The sequence below is a fragment of the Niabella agricola genome, assembly GCF_021538615.1.
Taxonomy (GTDB): Bacteria; Bacteroidota; Bacteroidia; order Chitinophagales; family Chitinophagaceae; genus Niabella; species Niabella agricola.
In genome coordinates, this window is the sequence record NZ_JAJHIZ010000003.1 from 2,671,258 (window position 1) to 2,694,182 (window position 22,925).

The 22,925-nt window shown below is 48.2% G+C and carries 14 protein-coding genes; 6 read left to right on the forward strand and 8 right to left on the reverse strand.

All coding sequences use genetic code 11. The features are described from left to right. The first annotated feature begins 193 nt into the window (after positions 1–193). Positions 194–2,974, forward strand: coding sequence for a leucine--tRNA ligase (leuS, locus tag LL912_RS16635; protein ID WP_235554709.1), 2,781 nt, complete (start codon positions 194–196; stop codon positions 2,972–2,974). Positions 2,975–3,034: 60 nt separating this feature from the next. On the opposite strand, the gene LL912_RS16640 is transcribed toward leuS, so the two are convergent. Next, positions 3,035–3,424, reverse strand: coding sequence for a DUF4488 domain-containing protein (locus LL912_RS16640; protein ID WP_235554710.1), 390 nt, complete (start codon positions 3,422–3,424; stop codon positions 3,035–3,037). A gap of 200 nt (positions 3,425–3,624) precedes the next feature. Between LL912_RS16640 and LL912_RS16645 the strand changes: the two genes are divergently transcribed. Both LL912_RS16645 and LL912_RS16650 read left to right on the forward strand, forming a co-directional pair. Beyond that, the gene (locus LL912_RS16645; protein WP_235554711.1) at positions 3,625–4,908 is read left to right on the forward strand and encodes an OmpA family protein; all 1,284 of its coding nucleotides are present in this window, start codon (positions 3,625–3,627) and stop codon (positions 4,906–4,908) included. Positions 4,909–5,001: 93 nt separating this feature from the next. Continuing rightward, positions 5,002–6,240: a M16 family metallopeptidase gene (locus tag LL912_RS16650; protein ID WP_235554712.1), complete on the forward strand. Its 1,239-nt coding sequence runs from the start codon at positions 5,002–5,004 to the stop codon at positions 6,238–6,240. On the opposite strand, the gene LL912_RS16655 is transcribed toward LL912_RS16650, so the two are convergent. The 6 genes from LL912_RS16655 to LL912_RS16680 all read right to left on the reverse strand — a co-directional run bounded on the left by LL912_RS16655 (position 6,237) and on the right by LL912_RS16680 (position 12,924). After that, the gene (locus LL912_RS16655; RefSeq protein WP_235554713.1) at positions 6,237–7,559 is read right to left on the reverse strand and encodes a serine hydrolase domain-containing protein; all 1,323 of its coding nucleotides are present in this window, start codon (positions 7,557–7,559) and stop codon (positions 6,237–6,239) included. The genes LL912_RS16650 and LL912_RS16655 overlap by 4 nt on opposite strands. Before the next feature lie 11 nt (positions 7,560–7,570). Then, on the reverse strand, positions 7,571–8,233 hold the full coding sequence (locus LL912_RS26110; protein WP_235554714.1) for a LytR/AlgR family response regulator transcription factor: 663 nt from the start codon (positions 8,231–8,233) through the stop codon (positions 7,571–7,573). Positions 8,234–8,263: 30 nt separating this feature from the next. Continuing rightward, the gene (locus LL912_RS16665; protein ID WP_235554715.1) at positions 8,264–9,757 is read right to left on the reverse strand and encodes a TlpA family protein disulfide reductase; all 1,494 of its coding nucleotides are present in this window, start codon (positions 9,755–9,757) and stop codon (positions 8,264–8,266) included. 3 nt (positions 9,758–9,760) lie between these two features. Next, positions 9,761–11,236 (reverse strand): sensor histidine kinase, encoded by a 1,476-nt coding sequence (locus LL912_RS16670; RefSeq protein WP_235554716.1) that lies wholly within the window; start codon positions 11,234–11,236, stop codon positions 9,761–9,763. Between the two features lie 462 nt (positions 11,237–11,698). Beyond that, positions 11,699–12,586 carry an IS3 family transposase gene (locus LL912_RS16675; RefSeq protein ID WP_235553554.1) on the reverse strand — a complete coding sequence of 296 codons (888 nt, stop codon included), beginning with the start codon at positions 12,584–12,586 and terminating at the stop codon, positions 11,699–11,701. 14 nt (positions 12,587–12,600) lie between these two features. Next, complete coding sequence (locus tag LL912_RS16680; RefSeq protein WP_235553555.1) at positions 12,601–12,924, reverse strand: transposase; 324 nt, start codon at positions 12,922–12,924, stop codon at positions 12,601–12,603. A 501-nt stretch (positions 12,925–13,425) separates the two neighbouring features. On the opposite strand from LL912_RS16680, the gene LL912_RS16685 reads away from it, so the two are divergent. Together LL912_RS16685 and feoB are read left to right on the forward strand one after the other, a co-directional pair. Next, on the forward strand, positions 13,426–15,693 hold the full coding sequence (locus tag LL912_RS16685) for an FUSC family membrane protein (protein WP_235554717.1): 2,268 nt from the start codon (positions 13,426–13,428) through the stop codon (positions 15,691–15,693). A 151-nt stretch (positions 15,694–15,844) separates the two neighbouring features. Beyond that, positions 15,845–17,962 carry a ferrous iron transport protein B gene (gene feoB, locus LL912_RS16690; protein WP_235554718.1) on the forward strand — a complete coding sequence of 706 codons (2,118 nt, stop codon included), beginning with the start codon at positions 15,845–15,847 and terminating at the stop codon, positions 17,960–17,962. Between the two features lie 132 nt (positions 17,963–18,094). Here feoB and LL912_RS16695 read toward each other — a convergent pair whose 3' ends face one another. Next, positions 18,095–19,402 (reverse strand): DUF285 domain-containing protein, encoded by a 1,308-nt coding sequence (locus LL912_RS16695; RefSeq protein ID WP_235554719.1) that lies wholly within the window; start codon positions 19,400–19,402, stop codon positions 18,095–18,097. Between the two features lie 249 nt (positions 19,403–19,651). Between LL912_RS16695 and LL912_RS16700 the strand changes: the two genes are divergently transcribed. Beyond that, the gene (locus LL912_RS16700) at positions 19,652–22,912 is read left to right on the forward strand and encodes an amidohydrolase family protein (RefSeq protein WP_235554720.1); all 3,261 of its coding nucleotides are present in this window, start codon (positions 19,652–19,654) and stop codon (positions 22,910–22,912) included. The last annotated feature ends 13 nt before the right edge of the window (positions 22,913–22,925 follow it).

Consider the following 22,925-nt stretch of genomic DNA (forward strand, 5'->3'; position numbering starts at 1 on the left):
TGGCGCAGTCCTGCCACAAAGGTTGCCGCAAAACCGGGGCTTTTGCGTTCAAAATACGCACCAGACCGGCCTTTTTGCAAATACAATGCTTAAATTTGCCCCCCAAGTCCGGTTTCCTGATCTTTTTGCTGAAAATGAAGTACAAAATCCTTTTCACTATGCTAAAGAAAAGGGGCGGATCAATACAAGAATTATGGAGTATAACTTTACTGAAATAGAGAAAAAGTGGCAACGCTTCTGGGCGGAAAACGGAACCTATACCGTTTCAAATGAAAGTGACAAACCCAAATATTATGTACTGGACATGTTTCCCTATCCCAGCGGGGCCGGGCTGCATGTAGGGCATCCCCTGGGTTATATTGCCAGCGATATTTATGCCCGTTATAAACGTTTGAAGGGATTTAACGTGCTGCACCCTATGGGCTACGACGCTTTCGGCCTGCCGGCAGAGCAATATGCCATCGAAAACGGCATTCACCCGGCCGTTTCAACGGAAAAAAATATTGCCACCTTCCGGAAACAGCTGGATAATATCGGGTTTTGTTTCGACTGGAGCCGGCAAGTACGTACCAGCGATCCACATTATTATAAATGGACACAATGGATCTTCCTGCAGTTGTTTGAAAGCTATTTCAACCGCCTGCAGCAAAAAGCAATGCCCATCCGTGACCTGGTGGCATTATTTGAACAGCATGGTTCAGCAGCACCCGGTGTTAAACCCTCCGCATTCAGCTTTACAGCCGACGAATGGAAATCCTACGGTGAGGCGCAAAAACTGGACATCCTGATGGAATACCGACTGGCCTATTGTGGTTACGGCGAAGTAAACTGGTGCGAGGCGCTGGGTACGGTACTGGCAAACGACGAAGTAGTAAATGGTGTGAGTGAGCGCGGGGGCTATCCCGTAGTAAAAAAGAAACTGCGCCAATGGTACCTGCGTATTACCGAATATGCCGACCGTTTACTGGAGGGCCTGCAACGCGTAGACTTCAGCGAAGCAATGAAGGAAATGCAAAGCAACTGGATCGGAAAGTCCAGCGGAGCTGAAATAGCATTCAGCATTCAGCATTCAGCACATAGCCTTACCGTTTATACTACACGCCCGGATACTATTTTTGGGGTCGACTTTATGGTGATTGCACCCGAGCTGGACCTGGTAGACCAGATCAAAACCCCGGAACAGGCGGCGGCCGTGGATGCCTATATCGCTTATGTAAAAAGCCGGAGCGAGCGGGAGCGTATGGCCGAAAAAAAGATCACCGGTGTGTTTACCGGGGCCTACGCCATTAACCCTTTCGACGGCCGCGAAATACCCATCTGGATCAGCGAATATGTACTGGCGGGATATGGCACAGGAGCCATCATGGCGGTACCCTGCGGCGATGAACGGGATTTTAAATTTGCCAAACATTTCAATATTCCCATCACCAATATCATTGGCAGTCATTTTAACGGGGAAGACGCCAATCCCACCAAGGATGCCGTGTTGGAGAATTCCGGCTTTTTGAATGGCATACCCATGCGGGAAGCAATGGAGCTCGTGATCAAAGCCATTGAAGAAAAAAGCATTGGAAAACGCAAGGTCAATTACAAAATGCGGGATGCCGCTTTCAGCCGCCAGCGCTACTGGGGCGAGCCCTTCCCTATCCAGTGGAAAAACGGTACGGCCTACCCGTTGGATGCCGCAATATTGCCGCTGGAACTGCCGGAAGTAGATAACTATAAACCCGGACCTGAGGGAGAAGGCCCCCTGGCTAATATCCCGGAATGGGTAGCCCGCGAGCTGGAAACCAATACCATGCCTGGTTATGCAGGATCTAGCTGGTATTTTCTCCGTTATATGGATCCTGACAATGACCTGGAATTTGCAGGCCGGCAGGCCACGGATTACTGGAACCAGGTAGACCTTTACATTGGTGGTACCGAGCATGCCGTTGGGCACCTGCTGTATAGCCGTATGTGGACAAAAGTGCTTTACGACCTGGGCTATATCGGTTTTGATGAGCCCTTTAAACGGCTGGTGAACCAGGGCATGATCCAGGGAAGCAGCCGCTTTGTATACCGCATCAACGGCACCAATGAATTTGTTTCGCATGGATTGATAACACCCGATGAAACCTATAACAGCCACGTGCTGGACAAGATCCACGTAGATGTAAACTTTGTAGACGGCGTGGAACTGGATCTCGAAGCTTTTAAACAGTGGAAGAATAATGAGTTTGCAGATGCCGTTTTTATCCTGGAGAACGGGAAATACATTTGCGGAACGGAAACAGAAAAAATGTCCAAAACCAAGTTCAACACCGTAAACCCGGACGACCTGGTGAACAAATACGGAGCCGATACCTTCCGGATGTATGAAATGTTCCTGGGACCGGTGGAAATGAGCAAGCCCTGGGATACCAAGGGCATCGAGGGCGTACACCGCTTCCTCAAAAAATTATGGCGCCTGTTTTATAAAGAAAATACCGACGGCAGCTTTGCAGCTATCTGGACAAACGACGCACCCACTGCAGCCGAACTGAAGGTGCTGCACAAGAGTATCAAAAAAATTGAAGACGACAATGAGCGGTTTAGCTTTAATACCGGCGTAAGTGCCTTCATGATCCTTGTAAATGAACTTACCGATCTGAAATGCCATAAAAAGGCAGTGCTGGAACCGGTGCTGATCATGCTTTCTTCCTATGCACCCCATATAGCCGAAGAGCTGTGGCATGCACTGGATAACCATACCAGCGTGCTGGACGCGCCGTTCCCGGTATATGAGGAAACCTATACAAAAGAATCTGAAAAAGAATATCCCATTTCGATCAACGGGAAAATGCGTACCACGATGACGATTTCACTGGACGCTTCACAACAGGAAGTGGAACAACTGGTACTGACCAACGAAACCGTGCAGAAATGGTTGGATGGGAAGCCTCCCAAAAAAATCATCTATGTAAAAAACAAGATGGTAAACCTGGTGATTTAATGAATCAATTCTATGTTTTTGAAAGGGCCGCAGATTGCAGGCCCTTTTCTTTGACACCGCTTACTGTCCGTTGATCAGCTTCAGTTTTTTATACTCTTCTGTAAATGTTTCACCGGATACCGTATAAGAAAGATGTAGCAGGCTGTCGCCCGCTAAGCGGAATTGAACCAGCTTTTCTGTGCCCACCTGGTCCCGGAAAGAAGACCGGACCGTTTTTTCAAGATAACTGTTTTCCGATTGCAGGGTGTAGGTTCCTTCCATAGAAATACCAAATCCGTCATCGCCCAAACCAATATTCGTAGTCGTTCCATCCGCATGATACAGCTTCAGCAATCCGGTTGAAGCACCATCCATCTGCAGCTCCCAGATACCGGTCAGCCGGTTTTGAGGTTTTGAAACAAACGCCATCAGCAGGGCAATTGCCGGTATCCAAAAGAAGCGTTTTTGCATTGTAGAAAATTTAATTGCTGAAAGATAAGGATTCCTTTTTTAGTACCCTATGCAGACCCGGAAATGGCCATTTTCCATATTTTCCGCTTTAACCGGAACCGCCTCTTTTGAAGTATTCTACAAAAATGGCATATTTTTAGATAGAATTGAATGGCGCAACCAAAAAGCGCTGTCTTTTAATCAAACTAAAAACGCAAACTATGTCAATCAACATTGTAGATCTTGTGAAGAACTATGTTCCACAGGATTTGATTGCAAAGGCAGGATCGTTTCTGAACGAAAGTGAGGGAAATGTATCCAACGCCGTTTCTGGCATCATTCCCGCGGTACTGGGTTTATTTGCCTCCAAAGCATCCTCCGGCGAGCAGGGGGCCGCTGAGGTGCTCGACGCAGCCAAAGGGTTTTCCAACAGCGGCATCCAAAACAACGCCGATGCGCTTTTTGGCAATGCCGATCTTTTGTCAAAAGGCACCAGTCTTTTTAAAGGATTGCTGGGCGACAAAACCAACTCCATTATTGACAGCATTGCAAATTTTGCAGGCATCAAATCTTCTTCTTCCGGATCACTGATCAGCATGATTGTACCGCTTGTTCTGGGATTGCTTGGAAAGCATGCTACCGACAATCATCTGAATGCCGGTACGTTTTCTTCCTTTATGAGTTCCCAGAAAAGTAATATCCTCAGCGCACTACCCTCCGGGCTGGGCTCACTGGGCACCGTGCTGGGACTGAATTCCATCAGCGATGGTGTTCGGCAAACCGTTTCCAACGTTCAGGAGACCGCCGCACCGGCCTATAATTACGCTAAAGAAACCGCCCAGAATGCCGGCGGAGGAGCTAAATGGCTATTACCCCTGCTCCTGCTTGCCGTTGTTGCACTGGCGCTTTGGTATTTTCTTGGAAAAGGCTGTAACAACACCAGTACCACCAGCACCGGAGCAGACTCTACAGCCGTTGCGCCTACAGATACGCTTACAACACCCCAAACAGCTCCGGCTCCTGCTGCAAAAACGCTTGCAGAAGTTACCCTGCCCAATGGTGTAAAACTACAGGCCTATCCGGGTGGTATTGAAGACCAGCTGGTACAGTTTATCCAATCGGATGAATACAAAAATGCCACCGACAGTACATTGAAGGAAAAATGGTTCAATTTCGACGACCTGAACTTTGAATTTGGCACCACCAAACTCACTGATTCCTCCAAACGTCAGCTGGATAATATCGCGGCCATCTTAAAGGCCTTCCCTGATGTAAAGATCAAAGTGGGCGGCTATACCGATAAAAAAGGAGACGATGCAGCCAACCTGAAACTTTCCGATGGCCGGGCCAAGGCCGTACAGGCTGCCCTAAAGGCTGCCGGTGTGGGGGCCCAGGTTCCTGAAGCAGAAGGCTATGGCGAAAAACTGGCCAAAGTGGATGAAAACGCCTCAGATGAAGCCCGTGCGGCCGACCGCAGGACTTCTGTAAGGTTGTTGAAAAAATAGTATGTAAACCCTGAATACGGCCGTCTCTCAAAAGGAGGCGGCTTTTTGTTTGGCTAATGCATCCGGAAACAGCATTCATCTTACATTTGCCAAATGATACAGTTTGACAAATTTACTTTAGCAAACGGACTGCGCGTGATTGTGCACCAGGATACGGCCACCCCCACTGTAGTTATGAATATTTTATACGATGTGGGCGCGCGTGATGAAGTGCCAGAGCAAACGGGCTTTGCCCATCTGTTTGAGCACCTGATGTTTGGCGGATCAGTAAACATTCCCGAGTATGACGAGCCCCTGCAACTGGCAGGAGGCGAGAACAATGCCTACACCTCCAACGATCTTACCAATTACTATATACAGATTCCCAAAGAAAATATTGAAACCGCTTTCTGGCTCGAAAGCGATCGTATGCTTTCGCTCGCTTTCAGCGAAAAAAGCCTGGAAGTGCAACGCAAAGTGGTGTGTGAAGAATTTAAAGAACATTACCTGGAAAAGCCCTACGGCGATGCTTGGTTCAAGCTCCGCGAACTGGTTTATAAACGCCATCCCTATCGCTGGATGACCATCGGCAAAGAACTCTCCCACATTGAAAATGCACAGCTGGAAGACGTAAAAAATTTCTTTTTTCAACATTACCGTCCTAACAATGCGGTAATGGTTGTTGCGGGGAATATTACCACAGAAGCGGTAAAAGCCCTGACTGAGAAATGGTTTGGCGATATTCCGGCCGGAACACCAAAAAAACGGGAATTGCCGGCCGAGCCGCCACAAACCGAAGCAAGAAAAGAAACGGTTACGGCCGACGTTCCGCTGGATGCCTTTTATAAATGCTGGCATATCGGCGACCGCCTGAGCCCTGAATACTATGTGGCAGACCTGCTCACCGATATTTTAGGCGGCGGAGAATCCTCCCGTCTGTTTGAGAAACTGGTAAAAGAGCAGCAGCTTTTTGTAAACATCCAGTGCTACCATATGGGTAGCATCGACCCGGGCATCATCTGCATCGAGGGTAAACTGGTGAAAGGAACAGACATGAAGGAGGCCGAAGCCGCAGTAGAAGCCATTCTCCGCCAAATAAAGGAGGAGCCCATCCAGGAAACTGAATTACAAAAGGTAAAGAACAAAACGGAAAGCATGATGGCTTTTGAAGATATGAGCCTGCTGAACCGCGCCAACAGCCTGGCCTTTTACGAACTACTGGGCGATGCGGGTATGATGAATACGGAGCTGGAGCGGTACAATGCCGTTACCACACAAGCCATCCAGGAAACCGCGCAGAAGATCTTCCGTGAAGAGAACAGCAGCACGTTGTATTATCATGCAAAAAACTAAAGCGGCGTTTCTTTTTTAAATATCCGTTTTTGACCGTTCTGCAACAGCACCATGGTACCATCTGCGTTAAATTCAAGGTCAACATTGGTTGCGTCATGACGGAATTTGTCCTTGGCAAGCGCACGCATGGTATAAACAGGCTGATTATCGGGTTGCGCCTGCAGTACATTTCCCTTATTACTGATCGTAATTTTTAAGGATACTTCCGCCGATGCATACCTGCCGGTATACGGTTTCAGATCGGCTTCCGTTACCGGAAATACCGTAAAATCCGGCAGCTCAAACGGAAGATCATAAAAGACCTTTACTACTGTAGCTGCGATTGTGTTCAGGTTGTAATTTTCACCATTCCCAAACAACGCCAGGCAAACATCTTCCTCCGGAAAATAAATATACACCGACCGGAATCCGTCAATGCCACCCGTATGTCCCCAGCCGTTCTTTCCGGCCATGGCCATAGGAAACAGGCCCATACCAGCCCCTTCCTGTGCGGTTTGCATTGGGACAAGGCTGGCCGGCGCAATCACCCGGCCTGTAAACAATGCATGCACAAACCTCCCCAGGTCAGCCGGCGTACTTTTTATGGCACCGGCACCCAGGGGTATCGACAGATCGGTTTCCGGCTCGGGCTGCCAGCCATTTTTGAACGTATACGACCGGCATTCGTTACGCACATCTTCAATAGCACCACCAAAACGCGTATGTTTCAGTTGTAATGGTTCAAGGATCTTTTTATCCAAGATTTTAGCATAGGATTGCCGGTATACCTTTTCAAGAATAAGCGTTAACAGAATGTAATTGGAGTTGCTGTATTCTATTTTACTGCCCGGTTCAAAATCACTCCCCCCGGCAATGATGGTATCCAGCAACTGCGTTCCGGTATGCCGCTGCGTGCTCCATGATCTGTAATATGGATTGTTTGTAAAATTGTGAATCCCACTCCGGTGCCGCAACAACTGGGCAATTGTAATGCGTTCGCTGTTTTTGATACCAGGAAAATAGCGTGCAATGGTGTTACCGGTATCCAGTAGCCGCTCCTCGGCAGCTTTGAGCACCAGGGTTGCCGTAAACGTTTTGGTAATCGATCCGATTCTATACAGGGTACTGTCGTCGTTTTTTATCCCCCTTGTTATATCCCGGAAACCCACCGATTTTTTATATACAGGCATGCCCTGCCGGCCAATAGCAATACTGCCCATAAATAATTGATGGGCTGCCAGTGTATCAAAATAGGCATCCAGTTTCCGGTAGCGGTTATCCTGGGCAAACGGTTGGAGCCCGGTTATACAGAATAGTATAACCAGTATTACGTATTTCATATTTAATTCTTTTATATAAACTGGTAATTACTGCCGATGGGAAACTCCAGCAGGTCGATAAACACCGCCTGTTTATTGAATTTGGTTACCTTATCCCTGGCCACAATATAGCTGCGATGGATCCGGGTAAATTTTTCTTCAGGCAGCAATTGCATCATTTCATTAATGGTAATACGACTCATGATTTTCTTATGCTTGAGTACCACGTTCAGATAATTTCCGGCAGCCTCTATGTAAAGGATTTCATTCAGCATCACCCGTACCTGTTCATACCCGTCCTTCAGGAAAATAAAATCCTGTTCCGCCCCTTTGCCGTTCTTCAGGGAAAACAATTCCTGAGCCTTGGTACAGGCCTTTATAAACCGAGCCAGGGAAAAGGGCTTTAGCAGGTAGTCTACGGCATTTACTTCGAACCCCTCCACCGCATGCTCGGTATAAGCCGTGGTAAAAATGATCATGGGAGGGTTGGCCAGGCTTTTAGACAGTTCAATACCGCTGATATCCGGCATTTTAATATCCAGGAAAATCAGGTCTGTTTTATTCTTCTGCAGGTGATCAAGCGCCTCAAACGCATTGGTAAAGCAGCCTTCCAGTTTTATAAAAGGTACTTTGGCCGCCAGGTTTTTAATCACTTCCAACGCCATGGGTTCGTCATCTATTGCAATTGCATTCACAGGAAAATTTTTATATACGACCCGTTAGGTCTATTGATTTAAAACGGATTCGATCTGTTTATAAAGCGCTTCTTTATCACTCGGCCGTTTGGCCTTTGCTACCACCAGTTTTCCTTCTTTATCAAAAATAAAATATTGGGGATAATATTCGCTTTTGTCTTCCGCATTTTCAAGCAGCTCTTTCCAAAAAGGCGCCATTTGCTCCCGGCTCTTCCTCAAATGCGTACCGGTTAACGCATTCACTTTAATAAACTCCTTCCACGTAGCGTCTTTTTCATCATCGTCCATATCCAAATATACGAAGGCCACTGCCTTGTCTTTGAAATACGTCTTTAACCGGGGGGTAAATTTCAGCTCACGCTTACAGGGCCCGCACCAGGTGCCCCATACATCCAGGTAAACAACCTTCCCTTTCAGCGCATCAATAACCGGATAAATAGAAGTTAGAGTATCATAGTTTGCCAGGATCCGTATCGCCTTATTATGCCGGTTCTGCTCCAGCAACGCCTCCAGTTTTCCTGCTTTACTTTTTAACGGGAAATAATAGGTACTGGCAGGATATGTTTTTTTCAATACCTCCAGCAGCCCACCGGCATACTTCAGGTCCTTATCGGCGGTGGCCGTAAATACCTGCTGCGCCAGGTAGGCTTCGGCCACGGCGGCACTATTGGTATTTTTTACGGCCAGCCAGTTGATATAAGCCTTTCCTGTTTTCCGGATTAACACCGTCCCGCTGTCCAGGCTGATATGGTAATACCGGAGCGGTTCATTTGTTTTATTACCCGAAGCTTCCAAATGGCTGATGGCATCGGACTCGAGATACCCGTTATAATCGTTTACAAACCAGTAATAAAACGGACCCGGTTGTGAAACAGCAGATACCGGGGAAACCTGCTGATACAATAGTTTAAAAAAAGCGATCAATTGCTTCCTGTTCATAAACTCCCGTGCAAACTCGATAGACCGGCAGTAAGCGGCGGAACGTGCTTCCTGGCTAAACAGTTGCATTAATCGCGGTGAAAGTGCTGTTTTTTCGACGGCCGCTGTTTTTTCCTGCACCTGCTGCATCCAGGGCCGGATATAGGCACTATATATTTCATCCGGAGTAATTTTTGACAGGGAATCCCGGGGCGGCGGCGCCGTTAAAAAAACCGGATACTCCAGTACATCGGCGTTAAACAATACCTGGTTTTCTTTAAGCAGTGTACCACCCACCGGAACTACGTCTCCACCAGCCTTCCGGTTACCGATCTGCAGCGATTGTCCCGGCCGGGCATAGATCAATACCGCTTTCTTATCATAGGATATCCGTACCAGTTTTTCATTGTCAAGCGGAAACCGGATATCGAAACGGCCGTCTGCTTTCACCGGTACCGCCTGTTCCTCTGCAAAAAAATCGTATACAAAGGGAATCTGGATCTTTATCTCCGATGTTTTCAGTCCCTCAATCCGTCCGCTCAGGCGAAACTGTGCCCGGGCCGGCACCAGGATCAGCGTCAGCAATGCAACACTAATAAACTTCATTTATTATAAGTTAATCGTCAGGTGTACAAAAAAGTCTTTGGCTGTTTGGCGGATTACCAGCTCATGCCGGTCCGGGTACTCCAGTTGCAGGCGTTCTTTCACATTGGGCAGCCCGATGCCGCTCTTTAATTTTTCCGGGTCGCCGTCCGGCTTCAGGTGAATACTGTTCTGCACATCAAAATACAGGGTGTTATCCTGCGTATGAAGTGCAATGGTGATATAAGAATGCTCTTTCAGGCTGATACCATGTTTGAAAGCATTTTCCACAAAGGGAATCAGCAGCATAGGGGAGATCTGAAGACCGGATGCCGGCTCATCGATCTTTACCTGGATGAGGATATCGGGCGAGTTAACGGTACGTAATTTTTGCAGGTCGATATAATTATTCAGGTATTCCACCTCCCGTACCAGTAAGATCTTGTCCTGCACATTTTCATGCAGCATAAACCGCATCATATCGCCCAGCTTCTGAATCCCCTCGCCGGTACGGTCTGCATGCTCCTGCAGCGCCGTTCCATACAGGGTATTGAGTGCGTTAAAGAGAAAATGCGGATTGATCTGCGAGCGCAGGAAGCTGAGGTTTGCCTCGGAAGAGCCGAGTGCGGTTTTCAGTCCCAGCTTCTCCTTCTGGTTTTTATAGATCCACCAGGCCAGCGGAATGACCACCACCACCGTCCACAACAACAGCAATACATAAATGCCGAGAAAAGGCGCGCCTCCATCGGACGCGGTCTTACAAAACACCGTGGCAATGAAATTGATCAGGAGGATAACGGGCACAATACGCGATAAATAATATCCGCTCCGGGGACTTTTTTCCGGCATCCCCGGAATGAGCACATAGATATGAATGTACAGCACCAGCAGTGCATAGGGCAGCACCACCGCCCACAGGATTACTGCAAAGGGCGCCGCGTTATTGGCCGTAAGCATGATAAGAATAATAAACCACGCCAACACGCTCATTCCGATAAAAAGGAGCCGGGAGCCGTTCTTTTCCTTCAGCTTCCGCCGGAGCCGCGGGCTGAATATCAACTCTTTTAATCCATAATAAATAAGGTAAAAAAGATAGCCGATTGCGGCGGCCGCAAAGCCCTGCACAAAAAAGGTAGCCGTCACATCTCTTTGGGTTGGATAAGATTCCTCGCCATACCTCCAGGCAAAAATATAGGTAAAGCAAACAGACAGCGCTATCGACAGCAGGAGATAGGTGCAAACCAGGAGCGTGATCTTAAAAAAGCCCCTTGCTTTTACTTCCACATACTGGGTAAGGAACAAAAAGACCAGGTAGCTGATCACCACCACTGCAATCAATGGTTGCAGGTAGTTGGTATAAAAACTATAGGGAATATGATTTTCCGTAAACTGATGCCGGTCATATGAATAGTCCCGGTTGGTGGAAATCATAAAAATAAAAAAGCCCGCTACCAGGGTGGCAACCAGGATCTCCACTTTCTGAAAAATACTTCTTGATTTCATAATACAAGATTAATACAGATGTGGCATTGGATATATACAATTGTTATAGAACCGGCATTTTTTGGGGCGAATTTTTCATTTTTCGACGGTTTTGGTACGTCCGGCAGGATACCTTCTGTTCCGTTATCCTCCGGCCGGCAGAAAGAAGAGACCTGCTGCCGGGTAGCGCGTGCAGACAAAACAACGGCTTCCGGCGCCGAGGAAACGACCGCCGCCCGAATTGCCATACGGGCGTAAAAATTGTAGCAAAAAAATGTGTAGCAACTTTTTTTACTACAAAAAATCGTGTTACAAAGTGACTCGTCCTGAAAAAAGTTGACACTTGAATGGTGTTAGTCCTGTTACAAGTTTACAAATATAGTTTAGTCCTGTATATTGTTTACACTGCTGTTTTAAGCCAGTAATAAAACAATATTTTTGTAGCCCACAGCTAAAGAAAATATTGTTTTGCAGGCTAAGCGTTTAGGGTTCTGCCATTGCTACCTCCTTTTTGTTGTAATAATTTTTCCATCGCCGGGTGAGCCTGCCTGTTTGTTGGTGTGCGGCAACCGGGGTTAAATAATCTACACTGCTGTGCGGCCGCTGGTAGTTATAAATGTTTATGGCTCGGGTTATCGCGGTTTGCGCCGCCTGGAAATCAGAATATTGTGCTTCCAGGAATTCTTGTTTTAAGATACCATTAATCCGCTCCGCAATTGCATTTTCCAGCGGATCCCCGTTTTCGGTCATACTGATGGTGATATTATTTTTATTTAAAACACGGACATATTCATTACTGCAGTACTGGATCCCCCTGTCACTATGGTGGATTATGTTGTGATGAGCGGGTAATGACAGCAAGGCCATTTTCAAGGCTTTTACACTACCCGTGGCACCCAGTGTCGGATGCAGATCAAACCCAACAATTTTGCGACTATAAGCATCGGTGATCAGACTCAGGTAGCCAAAACCTTCAGCAAGCGGAATATAAGTAATATCGCTTACCCATAGTTGGTTGGCTGCCATGGGAGTAAATCCTTTTACAATGTTTTTATATTTTCTAAAATGATGAACACTGTCTGTAGTGATTGGTTTTGAACGCTTACGTCTGCGCACCAGCAAGCCATTGCGGCAAAGCAGGTTAAAGAAAGCATCCCGGCCTATAGAGATCTTGTGCTCCTTAAAAAAATTGCCCAGCAGGCCCAGTAGTTTCCTGCCTCCCAGACGCTTTTGCGTCAGGCGGATCATTTGTACCTGTTGTATTATTAGTGCTTCCTTATATGCTTGCTGCTGTTGTTGGCGCCCGCCCTGATAAAGAGCTTGCCGACTATAACCAAGCAATGAACAAAGGGTAGAAATGTTCTTCGGCATCCTTTGTCCTACATTTATAACTGCCTGGTGCCAAACTTTTTTCTGAGCTCAACGCCTGTAAGGTTCTCCGATAAACGCAACATTTCCTCCAATAGCTCATTGTGCAGCTTTGCCCTGCGCAGTTCAGCCTGAAGTTGCTTTACCTCAGTGGGCAATGGTTCTACCGCTTCAATTTCCAATTGCTTCTGCTCTTTCTGATTGTCCTGATGGCATTTTACCCAATAATAAACTCTGCGAGAAGTTATCCCATACTTAGACGCCAGTTTACGAAAACTCGTGCCGCCTGATAAATACTCCGCTACTATTGCCTCTTTTGTTTCCTTATTAACTTTTATCATAACCTGTCCGATTTAAATGTACACCTTTTGTGTAAACCTATTTCAGGACAAGACAAAGTGACTTTTTTCAAACTGCACCGCCGTGTTACATTTTGCAACGGAACCCTTTGTCCCGGCATCAATACCCGCCGCATTCGCTCTGGTCAGCGTTACTTCAGCAATAAAAAATAACAAGGGCTGAGTGGCTCCATTGGGTACATGACATTTTTTGTATTATTGATGAACGCAAGAATACGCAATGAGGCCATAACAATGAATGTCTTAGCGGCCCTTGTGAAAAAGCCCTGCGTTCCTTGCAGTGGGTTTTTACCGCAAAGTTCGCAAGGACCCGCGAAGAGCGCAATGAGGGCCATAATAATGGATATCTTAGCAACCCTTGTGAAAAAACCCTGCGTTCCTTGCGGTTGAAATTGAATCGCATAGCAAATGCAGCGTGTAATAAAAATGTTATGCACGCTCCTCATTTCCTCAAACTCTTTCTTGTTTGTAAATTTGTAGGGCATGGATTATATAAAAGAATACCGGCAGTTTGTAAGCAGTTATTACTTCAACGAGGCGATCCGGATCACTATCGGCATTACCCTTCCTTCAGTTATACTGAACTTCTTCGGAATGCTGGAAATCGGACTGATTGCCTCGCTGGGTGCCATGGCAGTGAGCGCCGCGGATATTCCTGGTCCTATCCGGGAACGGCGCAACGGCATGTTAGCCGCCCTGGTACTGATCTTCCTGGTAGACCTCATCACCGGCTTTGCCCATATAAATCCTTTTATTACGGCTTTCGTTATCTTGTCCTTTAGTTTTTCCCTGAGCATGCTGGGCGTATATAACGCACGGACGAATGCCATCGGCTTTGCCGGGCTGCTGATTATGGTGCTCACCCTTTACCACAAAGCTACGGGGTGGAATGTGGTGCTGGATGGGGTTTATCTTTTGTGCGGCGGCCTTTGGTATATTGTACTAAGCCTGGCACTGCATGGTGTACGCCCCTATAAAGTGATCCAGCAAGCCCTGGGCGATTCTATTGTTTCTATAGCTGATTATCTTAAAACGCGTTCTTATTTTTATAACGAAGGAGTCAATTACGATAAAACCTATAAAAACCTGATGCAGCAGCAGCAAAAGGTGCAGGACAAACAGATCCTGGTGCGGGAAATGCTGTTTAAAAGCCGCAATATCGTAAAGTCAACCACCCTTACCGGCCGCGGGTTGCTGGTGATCTTTGTAGAATCGGTTGATCTTTTTGAAAAAGCCAATGCCACGTTTTACAATTACGAGTCCATGCACAAGCGGTTTGATGGCGCCAATATCCTGCCGCACTTCCAGAAAGTGATCCTCGGTATGGTAGACGAACTCTATGAGATAGGTGTTTCGGTACAGGAAGGACGGCGCTCCCGGGTATCTAAAAGTCTGAATGATGAACTGAGAAACCTGAAGCAACATTTTGAACGCTTTGTGGCCACCCATCGCAACGCCGAAAACCTCGAAGCACTGATCAATATGCGCAAGATCATGCAATCGATCGAAGACATGATCCTCCGCATCTATACCCTGCATCATTATACCCGGTACGACCGGAAGCGGGTAAAAGAATACCGCCTGTCCGACAACTATAAATCGTTCCTGGAAAAAACAGACCTCGACAGTGAGCTAATCCGGGAAAATCTTTCCCTGCAGTCCAACACCTTCCGGCATGCATTGCGCCTGAGCCTGGCCATGACCCTGGGGTATATTACCGCTCATCTTTTAAAGCTCGAATACAGCTACTGGATCCTGCTGACCACCCTTGTGATTTTAAAGCCCACCTACAGTGTTACCAAACAGCGCAACTACCAGCGGGTACTGGGCACCATCATTGGTGCCATGGGGGGCATCGGATTGCTGTTCCTGATCCAGACGGGCACCGGCCGGTTTACTGCCATGATCCTTTTAATGATTGCCACCTACAGTTTTATGCGTACCCGATACCTGGTAAGCGTTACGTTTATGACCGCTTATGTGCTGATCATGTTCTTTTTACTGGACAGCCGGAATTTTCACGTGGTGATCGAAAACCGGGTGCTGGATACCATTATCGGGTCCATTCTTGCCTTCATGACCACCTATATCATTCCCTCCTGGGAGAAAAAACAGGTAAAAAGCTATATGGCGGCAGCCCTGGAAAAAACCCGGATCTATTTTGAAACGGTTTCCAGCGCCTATGTAAAAAACGAGCCCACGCCCGATTATAAACTCAGTCGCAAGGAGGCATTCGTGGCCCAGGCCAACCTTTCGGGCACGTTTTCCCGGATGCTCAGCGAGCCCAAAAGCAAGCAAAAGAACATCAAAACCATTCATCAGTTTGTGGTAATGATCTTTACCATCAACTCTCACATTGCCACCCTGGCCCATTACTCCCGCCAGTTTGCGGCCAAATACCGCTCCTACAATTTCCTGCCCATTATCGAAAATACCATTCATGAACTGGGAAATACCGCCGGTATGCTTTCAGATGAGGATGTAGCACAACCTGCAGCCCATATGGATACCCAGTCTCTCAAAACAGCGGTAAAGGAGCTCCTGGAGAAACGAAGGCACGAAATTCAGCAAGGCCTGCTGGATACCGAAACCAAGATCACGCTTAATGAGCTAAAACCCATTATTGACCAGTTCCTGCTGATCAGCCGGGCCTCCGGCGACCTGAATAAGCTGGTGGAAGAAATAACCGGTTTTAAAAGGAGGGATGAGGCTGAAAAGATACCTGTGGAATCACTTTCTGCGGCAGGGTAGTTTTTTTTGCTCACGGATTTCACAGCCGTACACAGATTCTTTTAACCCCTATCTGTGAAAATCCGAGAAATCTGTGCACCACCCGCACAAACATCGGATTTCGTAAATGATCATCCGCTGAGGATCCGTAAATTTGCGGCTCTTCAGGATTTTGGAAAATAAGCAGCTACATATAGCATTAGTAGGGAACCCCAACAGCGGCAAAAGCTCCCTGTTCAATTCCCTTACCGGGCTGAGCCAAAAAGTGGGAAATTTCCCGGGCGTAACTGTCGATAAAAAGACAGGAATATCTAAAATTGGCCAATCTAATGCTAAAATAATTGATCTCCCTGGCACCTACAGCTTATACCCGAGGCGATTGGATGAAGAAGTGGCCTATAAAGTGATCCTGAACCAGGATAAAACCCTGAAGGCGGATGTGATTGTAGTAGTGGCAGACGCCAGCAACCTGAAGCGCAATTTATTATTTTGCAGTCAGATCATTGATCTGAAGCGCCCCGTGGTGATGGCGCTCACGATGATGGATCTTGCCCGGAAAAAAGGCATCCACATCAATATCAATAAAATGGAACGGGAGCTGGGCATTCCCATTGTGGCCGTCAATCCCCGTAAAAACAAAGGGATCGAACCCCTTAAAAAAGCCATTGAGCTCGTCTCCGGCAACCTGTTTAAAGCGCCGGTACACAATTTTATCGATGTGGAAGCCCTGGCGCCCCAGGCCATTGCCGGTATTCAGCAATTGGTTCCGGGCATCAGCCCGTACGAAGGTGTGCATTACCTTATCAACCACGAAACCTTTAACCTGCCAGACACCCTGCAGGAGCAAATCGAGCAAACGGAGATCGATCACCATTTCAATCCCACAAAAACCCAGGCGGAGGAGATCCTGCAACGGTATCAACGGATCGGTGTGGTAATGAACGGATCGGTAACCCTGCCGGATCCCAACAAAAAATCAATTTTTACCGATCAACTGGATAATATTTTTCTCCACCGCGTTTGGGGATATTTTATCCTGCTGGCCGTGCTGTTCCTGATGTTCCAGTGTGTATTCCTGATCGCCTCCTACCCCATGGACTGGATCGAATCCGGCACCGCCGCCTTTAGCGGCTGGCTGAGCGATCTGCTTCCGCATAACAATTTCTCCGACCTTTTAATAAACGGAATCATCGCCGGTTTGGGCGGCATCGTCATATTTGTACCCCAGATCATGATCCTTTTTGGGCTCATTACCTTGCTGGAGGACACCGGCTACATGGCCCGTATCAGCTTTTTAACGGACCGCGTCATGCGCAGCGTGGGCCTCAACGGAAAGAGCGTAATGCCCATGATCAGCGGTTTTGCCTGCGCAGTACCCGCCATTATGAGCGCGCGCGCCATCGAGAACCGCAAAGAGCGGCTGCTCACCATTTTAATTACCCCGCTCATGAGCTGCTCGGCCCGGCTGCCGGTATACGTGATCCTGGTGGGCCTCGTGATTCCCAAAACCTACCTGCTCGGATTTATCAGTCTGCAGGGACTGATGATGATGGGGTTGTACCTGCTGGGCGTTGTGTTTGCCCTGCTCGTATCTTATATAGCCAAATTCTTTATAAAGAACAAGGAAAAAAGCTATTTCATCCTGGAATTGCCCATATATCGTGCTCCCCGCTGGAAAAACGCCCTGGAAACCATGATCGAAAAAGCAAAGATCTTTGTAGTACAGGCCGGAAAAATCATCATGGTCATCAGCGTTATCCTTTGGTTCCTGAGCTCCTTCGGACCCAAAGAGCGCATGCACGCCGTGCAGCAGGAATACGAAGCCGCAATCGCCCGGCCCAATGCCGATACCCTGCTGGTGGAAGAAACCCGTGCTGCGGCCAAACTGGAAAACTCCTATGCCGGTATCATGGGTAAAACCATTGAACCGGTGATCCGGCCCCTGGGCTTCGATTGGAAGATCGGCATTGCCCTGGTTACATCCTTTGCTGCCCGCGAAGTATTTGTAGGCACCATGGCCACCCTTTACAGCGTGGAGGATGATGGCGGCGCCAATATGGCCCTGCGCGATAAAATGAACAAAGCCACTTTTGAAGATGGCAGCAAGGTATTTACAGTAGCCACCGGCGTATCGCTGCTCATTTTTTATGTATTTGCCATGCTGTGCATGAGCACTCTTGCAGTTGTAAAACGTGAAACCGGTTCCTGGAAATGGCCTTTCATCCAGCTGGCCTATATGACCGGACTGGCTTATTCTCTCAGCTTTTTAGTATACCAGTTGCTGAAATAATGATTCAGGAGCTGGGGCTCCCGGCCCGGTGCATCCATTAGCAGCAGTCCGCCGCCTGTCTCCAATCTTTGCCCTGCAGGCAAAGGATTTCCGCCTAAGCGGCGCAGCCCATCGGCTTTGTGCAGGGGCCTGCTATTCGGCCACTGCTTTTACCACTTTACTGTAATCAGCCCTTCCATCCTTATCTACCTGTTTAAGTCTTACAAACACCGCCGTGGAATCCCCTGCCTCCACCGGGTTGGTCTTATGGCAGGACAGGGTAGCAATCAATCCCGCACCAGCAACAACCCCTAATACCCTTAGCCTGCGCTTTCCCAGTACAGCCAACCCTATCAACCCCAGGAGACCCGCTGCAGGCAGCCCGTTTCCGGAACCGGGTGCATTTGCAGCAAAGCTGTAATCAAGGGAGGTTGTAGAATTCCCCTCCATGGCCCTGGTTTTCAGTTCCCCGATCTTTGTAAACAGACGGCCATCTGACGATACCTCTATTTCAAAATGATCGTTATTGGTCTCTGCGGTGGTGGTCCATTGTACCATAAGCTGGCCTTTTTTGAAGAAAGCCTGCATGGCTGAAAAGTGCACCGGCAACACAACAGAACAACCGGCATCATAAGTATCCCCGGAAATCGTCCATCCCTGCGCATTCACCAACTGGTCGCGATAGATCTTTACAACCGGCCCGTACACCAGGCCGTAAGCACCCAGGGAACGGCCGTTTACCAACGGGTTCTTCTCAGCCCATCCCTTCAGGGTAAGGCTGTAATTTTCACAGGACAGACCGCTAACATGAAGCATCCCCCACATATCCACATTACTGTTCAACTTCCAGTTGCCCAGGTTCTGATCAAAAGCGCCGGCTTTGTAAAACATCAACTGCATGTTGGTTACATTGCTTACATCCCATTGATCGATACGGGGTATCGTGGTTAAAGAGGTACACTCAGAAAAAGCATTTTCCATGCTGGTTACGCCGGCAAGATTGGGCAGATCGGTAGCCGTAATGGTGAGGTTCCTGCAGTCTCGAAATGCATTCATCATCGACGACCATGCAATAGTGCCCCACTGGGTAATGCGCAATAGTTTTGCCGCGTTTGTCGTATCTCCGCCATAGGTCATGGTGCTAAAGCTGCCGCTACCGGGCGTAATGGTCACTTCGTAAGTACCGGTATCGGGCAGCGAGAGCATCGTTTTGTCATTTCCAATTGCGGTACCGGATTCATTAAGACCATACAAGTGCTTCCAGTTAATGGTAAAATTGCTGCCCGTAGCCGGTATGAGAATCCGGGGAGCAGGTTCATAAAGAGCGATGGGCCCCGTATTGAAGATCGCAACAAACGCACCGGGATCCTGTGCGCTTGCATTAATCACCAGAGAAAGAAAAGCCTGCAGCAACAAAAGACTTTTTCTAAACCCGGGGAAAAGGTGCAGCATCGGTTTCATGTGTTTACATTTGAAAGTGATAAAGAGGTATGCAAATGTATTTAATAGATACGATATGGTAGGCCTGGCCGTGTAAAATCATTCATTCTCCCCGCGTGTTGTTGGGCAACAAGGAGACTAATGCGAAATGTAGACGTCATGCCGTCCGGTTCATCCTGGTTTTTACCGCACCTGAAAGCCCCCCAACCGCAACAGCCAACTAAGTTTGCAGCTAATTTCCTACATTCGGCCCTTTATAATAATGAATACATGCGGTCTTTAATTTTTATCGGTCTTTGTTTTATCGGATCTGCCATTGCAGCCCAATCCCAAAAGGACACTGTTAAACCGGCCTCCTCCAAATGGGATGTAAACAATCCTCCCGGGCAGCAATATAAGGAAGTGTCCTTTTCGGTAAACGAAGGCACCTGGATGAACCTGGATGTATCTCCCAAGGGAGATGAGATCGTATTTGACCTGCTGGGTGATATCTACAGCATACCCGTCACCGGTGGCACTGCAAAGGTATTGCGGCAGGGCCTGGCCTACGAAGTGCAGCCGCGCTTCAGCCCCGATGGAAAGAAGATCCTCTTTACTTCTGATGCCGGCGGTGGCGATAATATATGGGTGATGGACCGCGATGGCCGTAATGCCCGCCAGGTAACCAAAGAAAATTTCCGGCTGCTGAACAACGGCGTATGGTCGCCGGAAGGCAATTATATCATTGCCCGCAAACACTTTACAGCAGCACGGTCGATGGGCGCAGGCGAGCTTTGGATGTACCATATCAACGGAGGAGACGGCATTCAGCTAACCAAACGGAAAAACGACCAGCAGGATGTAAACGAGCCTTCTGCATCACCCGATGGCCGTTATATTTACTACAGCGAAGACATGTATCCCGGGGGATACTTCCAATATAATAAAGATCCCAATGCCGAGATTTATGTGATCAAACAGTATGACCGCGAAAAAGGACGGACGGAAACCGTCACCGGTGGCGGAGGCAGCGCTTTTCGTCCGCAGGTATCACCCGACGGAAAAACACTTGCCTTTGTGCGGAGGGTACGTACCAAAACGGTATTATACCTGCGCAATATCAGTACCGGTGAAGAATGGCCGGTTTATGATCAACTCAGCAAGGACCAGCAGGAAGCCTGGGCCATCTTTGGGGTGTATACCGGTTTCGCCTGGATGCCCGGAGGAAAGGAAATTGTGATATGGGCCAATGGAAAAATCAACCGCGTATCCGTTAGCGGAAATAACCACAGCACCGAAATCCCCTTTACCTGTAACGTAACACAAAAAATTGCAGATGCTGTCCGGATAAAGCAGCACATCAACAGGGACCGCGACACCGTCCATGTGCTGAAAAACCTGGTAACAGCACCTAATGGGAAATATATTGTATTTAATGCCCTGGGGGCCCTTTGGAAAAAGGCATTACCCGGCGGGGTACCGGTGCGGCTTACTCAGTCAACCGATATCGAAGACGATCCAAGCTTTTCCGCCGACGGAAAATGGCTTGCCTATGTCAGCTGGAACGACAGTACCATGGGCAGCATCCATGTAATGGATCTTTCAAAAGGCAGCAGCCGCCGGCTGAACCTTGAAAAGGGCATTTACCGTACACCTTCTTTTAGTCCCGATGCAAAAACCATTGTGTATTGTAAGGAAGGAGGAGATAATGTACTGGGCAATGCGTTTAATGTAAATACCGGTATTTATACCGTGGATGCCAGTGGCCGGAATCAGCCCGAACGCATTATTGAATACGGAAGCGCGCCACGTTTTGAGCCGGGTGGCACTTACATCTATTTTCAAAAAGGCACCAGCCTTGCGCAGTGCAAAAAAGACGGCACCGGCGAAAAAACAGTCGTAACCAGCACCTATGGCCACCAGTATATGCTGTCGCCCGACGGCAACTGGCTGGCATTTTCAGACCTGCACAAAGTGTATATTGCCGCATTCCCAAAAACCGGAAAAACGCTGGAAATTTCCGGCGGCTCCAATACCGTTCCGGTACAGCTGGTGGCCCAAGATGCGGGCTATAACCTGCACTGGAATGCCAACAGCCGGGAACTGCATTATAATTTGGGCAATGAGTATTTTACCATTCCGCTTCAATCCTATTTTAAATTCCTGAATGAAAAAGCCGATAGTGCTGCAGCACCGGCAACGGCAAAAGGAATTCCCGTAGGCGTTACCTATACACCGGACAAGCCCAAAGGGGCCATCGCCTTTACCAATGCGCGCATCATTACAATGAATGGTAATACCATTATTGAAAACGGTACGGTGCTGGTAGAAGGCAATCTGCTAAAAGCAGTGGGTGCCAATAATGCAGTGCAAATACCCGCGGGTACCAGGGTCATCGATTGCTCCGGCAAAACCATCCTTCCCGGATTCATTGATGTACATGGACATGGCAGTCATTTCAGGGATGGCGTCACACCGCAAAAACACTGGCCCTATTATGCCAATCTTGCCTTTGGAGTTACCACTATGCATGACCCCTCCGCCAACAGTGAACTGGTATTTGCCCAAAGCGAAATGATAAAGGCCGGTAAAATGGTTGGGCCGCGCGTATTTAGTACCGGAACCGTATTGTATGGTGCAGACGGAGATTTTAAGGCGGTGATCAATTCACTGGATGATGCACGCAGCGCCATCCGGAGAACAAAGGCCTTCGGAGCATTCTCTGTAAAAAGTTATAACCAGCCCCGCAGGGAGCAGAACCAGCAAATAATAGCTGCCGCAAAAGAACTGGGAGTATTGGTGGTTCCGGAGGGGGGCTCCTTTTTTAACCACAATATGGCAATGATCAACGACGGCCATACAACGATTGAACACAACCTGCCCATTGCCGTATTGCAGGATGATGTAATCCAGCTCTGGAAGCGCTCCAATACCGTATATACGCCTACACTTATTGTAAACTATGGTTCCGTTGCGGGCGAATACTACTGGTACCAGCATACCAATGTATGGGAAAACGAGAAACTGCTGAAATACACACCCCGGGCCGTAATTGATACCCGGAGCCGCAACCGCATCATGATTCCGGAAGAAGAATATGAGAATGGTCATATCCTGAGCGCCAAAAGTGTCCGGAAACTTGCCGATGCCGGCGTAATCATCAACATGGGCGCCCACGGCCAGATCCAGGGGATTGGTGCTCATTGGGAAATATGGATGATGGCTCAGGGGGGCATGACCCCGCTGCAGGCCCTGCAAACGGCAACCATCAACGGAGCTAAAAGCCTGGGATTGGACGACTGGATCGGGTCCCTGCAAACAGGGAAGCTGGCAGACCTGATCATTATGGACGCCAATCCGCTGGAAAATATCCGCAATACCGAATCGATAAAATACGTAATGGTGAACGGACGCCTGTACGATACCAGCACCATGAACGAGATTGGCAACTACAACAACCCGCGAAGCCGGTTTTACTGGGAACTGGGAAGAAGAAGCCCAGCCTTTAACTGGCAGGACGGCGGCGGCACGCAGCAAATGGATACGGATTAGCAGACAGCTGATA

Bases quoted from the DNA above. Each gene is read 5' to 3' on its own strand.
- leuS (WP_235554709.1), top strand. From the start codon at position 194: ATGGAGTATAACTTTACTGAAATAGAGAAAAAGTGGCAACGCTTCTGG.
- LL912_RS16700 (WP_235554720.1), top strand. From the start codon at position 19,652: ATGCGGTCTTTAATTTTTATCGGTCTTTGTTTTATCGGATCTGCCATT.
- LL912_RS16645 (WP_235554711.1), top strand. From the start codon at position 3,625: ATGTCAATCAACATTGTAGATCTTGTGAAGAACTATGTTCCACAGGAT.
- LL912_RS16655 (WP_235554713.1), bottom strand. From the start codon at position 7,559: ATGAAATACGTAATACTGGTTATACTATTCTGTATAACCGGGCTCCAA.
- LL912_RS16680 (WP_235553555.1), bottom strand. From the start codon at position 12,924: ATGATAAAAGTTAATAAGGAAACAAAAGAGGCAATAGTAGCGGAGTAT.
- LL912_RS16650 (WP_235554712.1), top strand. From the start codon at position 5,002: ATGATACAGTTTGACAAATTTACTTTAGCAAACGGACTGCGCGTGATT.
- LL912_RS16685 (WP_235554717.1), top strand. From the start codon at position 13,426: ATGGATTATATAAAAGAATACCGGCAGTTTGTAAGCAGTTATTACTTC.
- LL912_RS16640 (WP_235554710.1), bottom strand. From the start codon at position 3,424: ATGCAAAAACGCTTCTTTTGGATACCGGCAATTGCCCTGCTGATGGCG.
- LL912_RS16675 (WP_235553554.1), bottom strand. From the start codon at position 12,586: ATGCCGAAGAACATTTCTACCCTTTGTTCATTGCTTGGTTATAGTCGG.
- LL912_RS16670 (WP_235554716.1), bottom strand. From the start codon at position 11,236: ATGAAATCAAGAAGTATTTTTCAGAAAGTGGAGATCCTGGTTGCCACC.
- LL912_RS16665 (WP_235554715.1), bottom strand. From the start codon at position 9,757: ATGAAGTTTATTAGTGTTGCATTGCTGACGCTGATCCTGGTGCCGGCC.
- LL912_RS16695 (WP_235554719.1), bottom strand. From the start codon at position 19,402: ATGAAACCGATGCTGCACCTTTTCCCCGGGTTTAGAAAAAGTCTTTTG.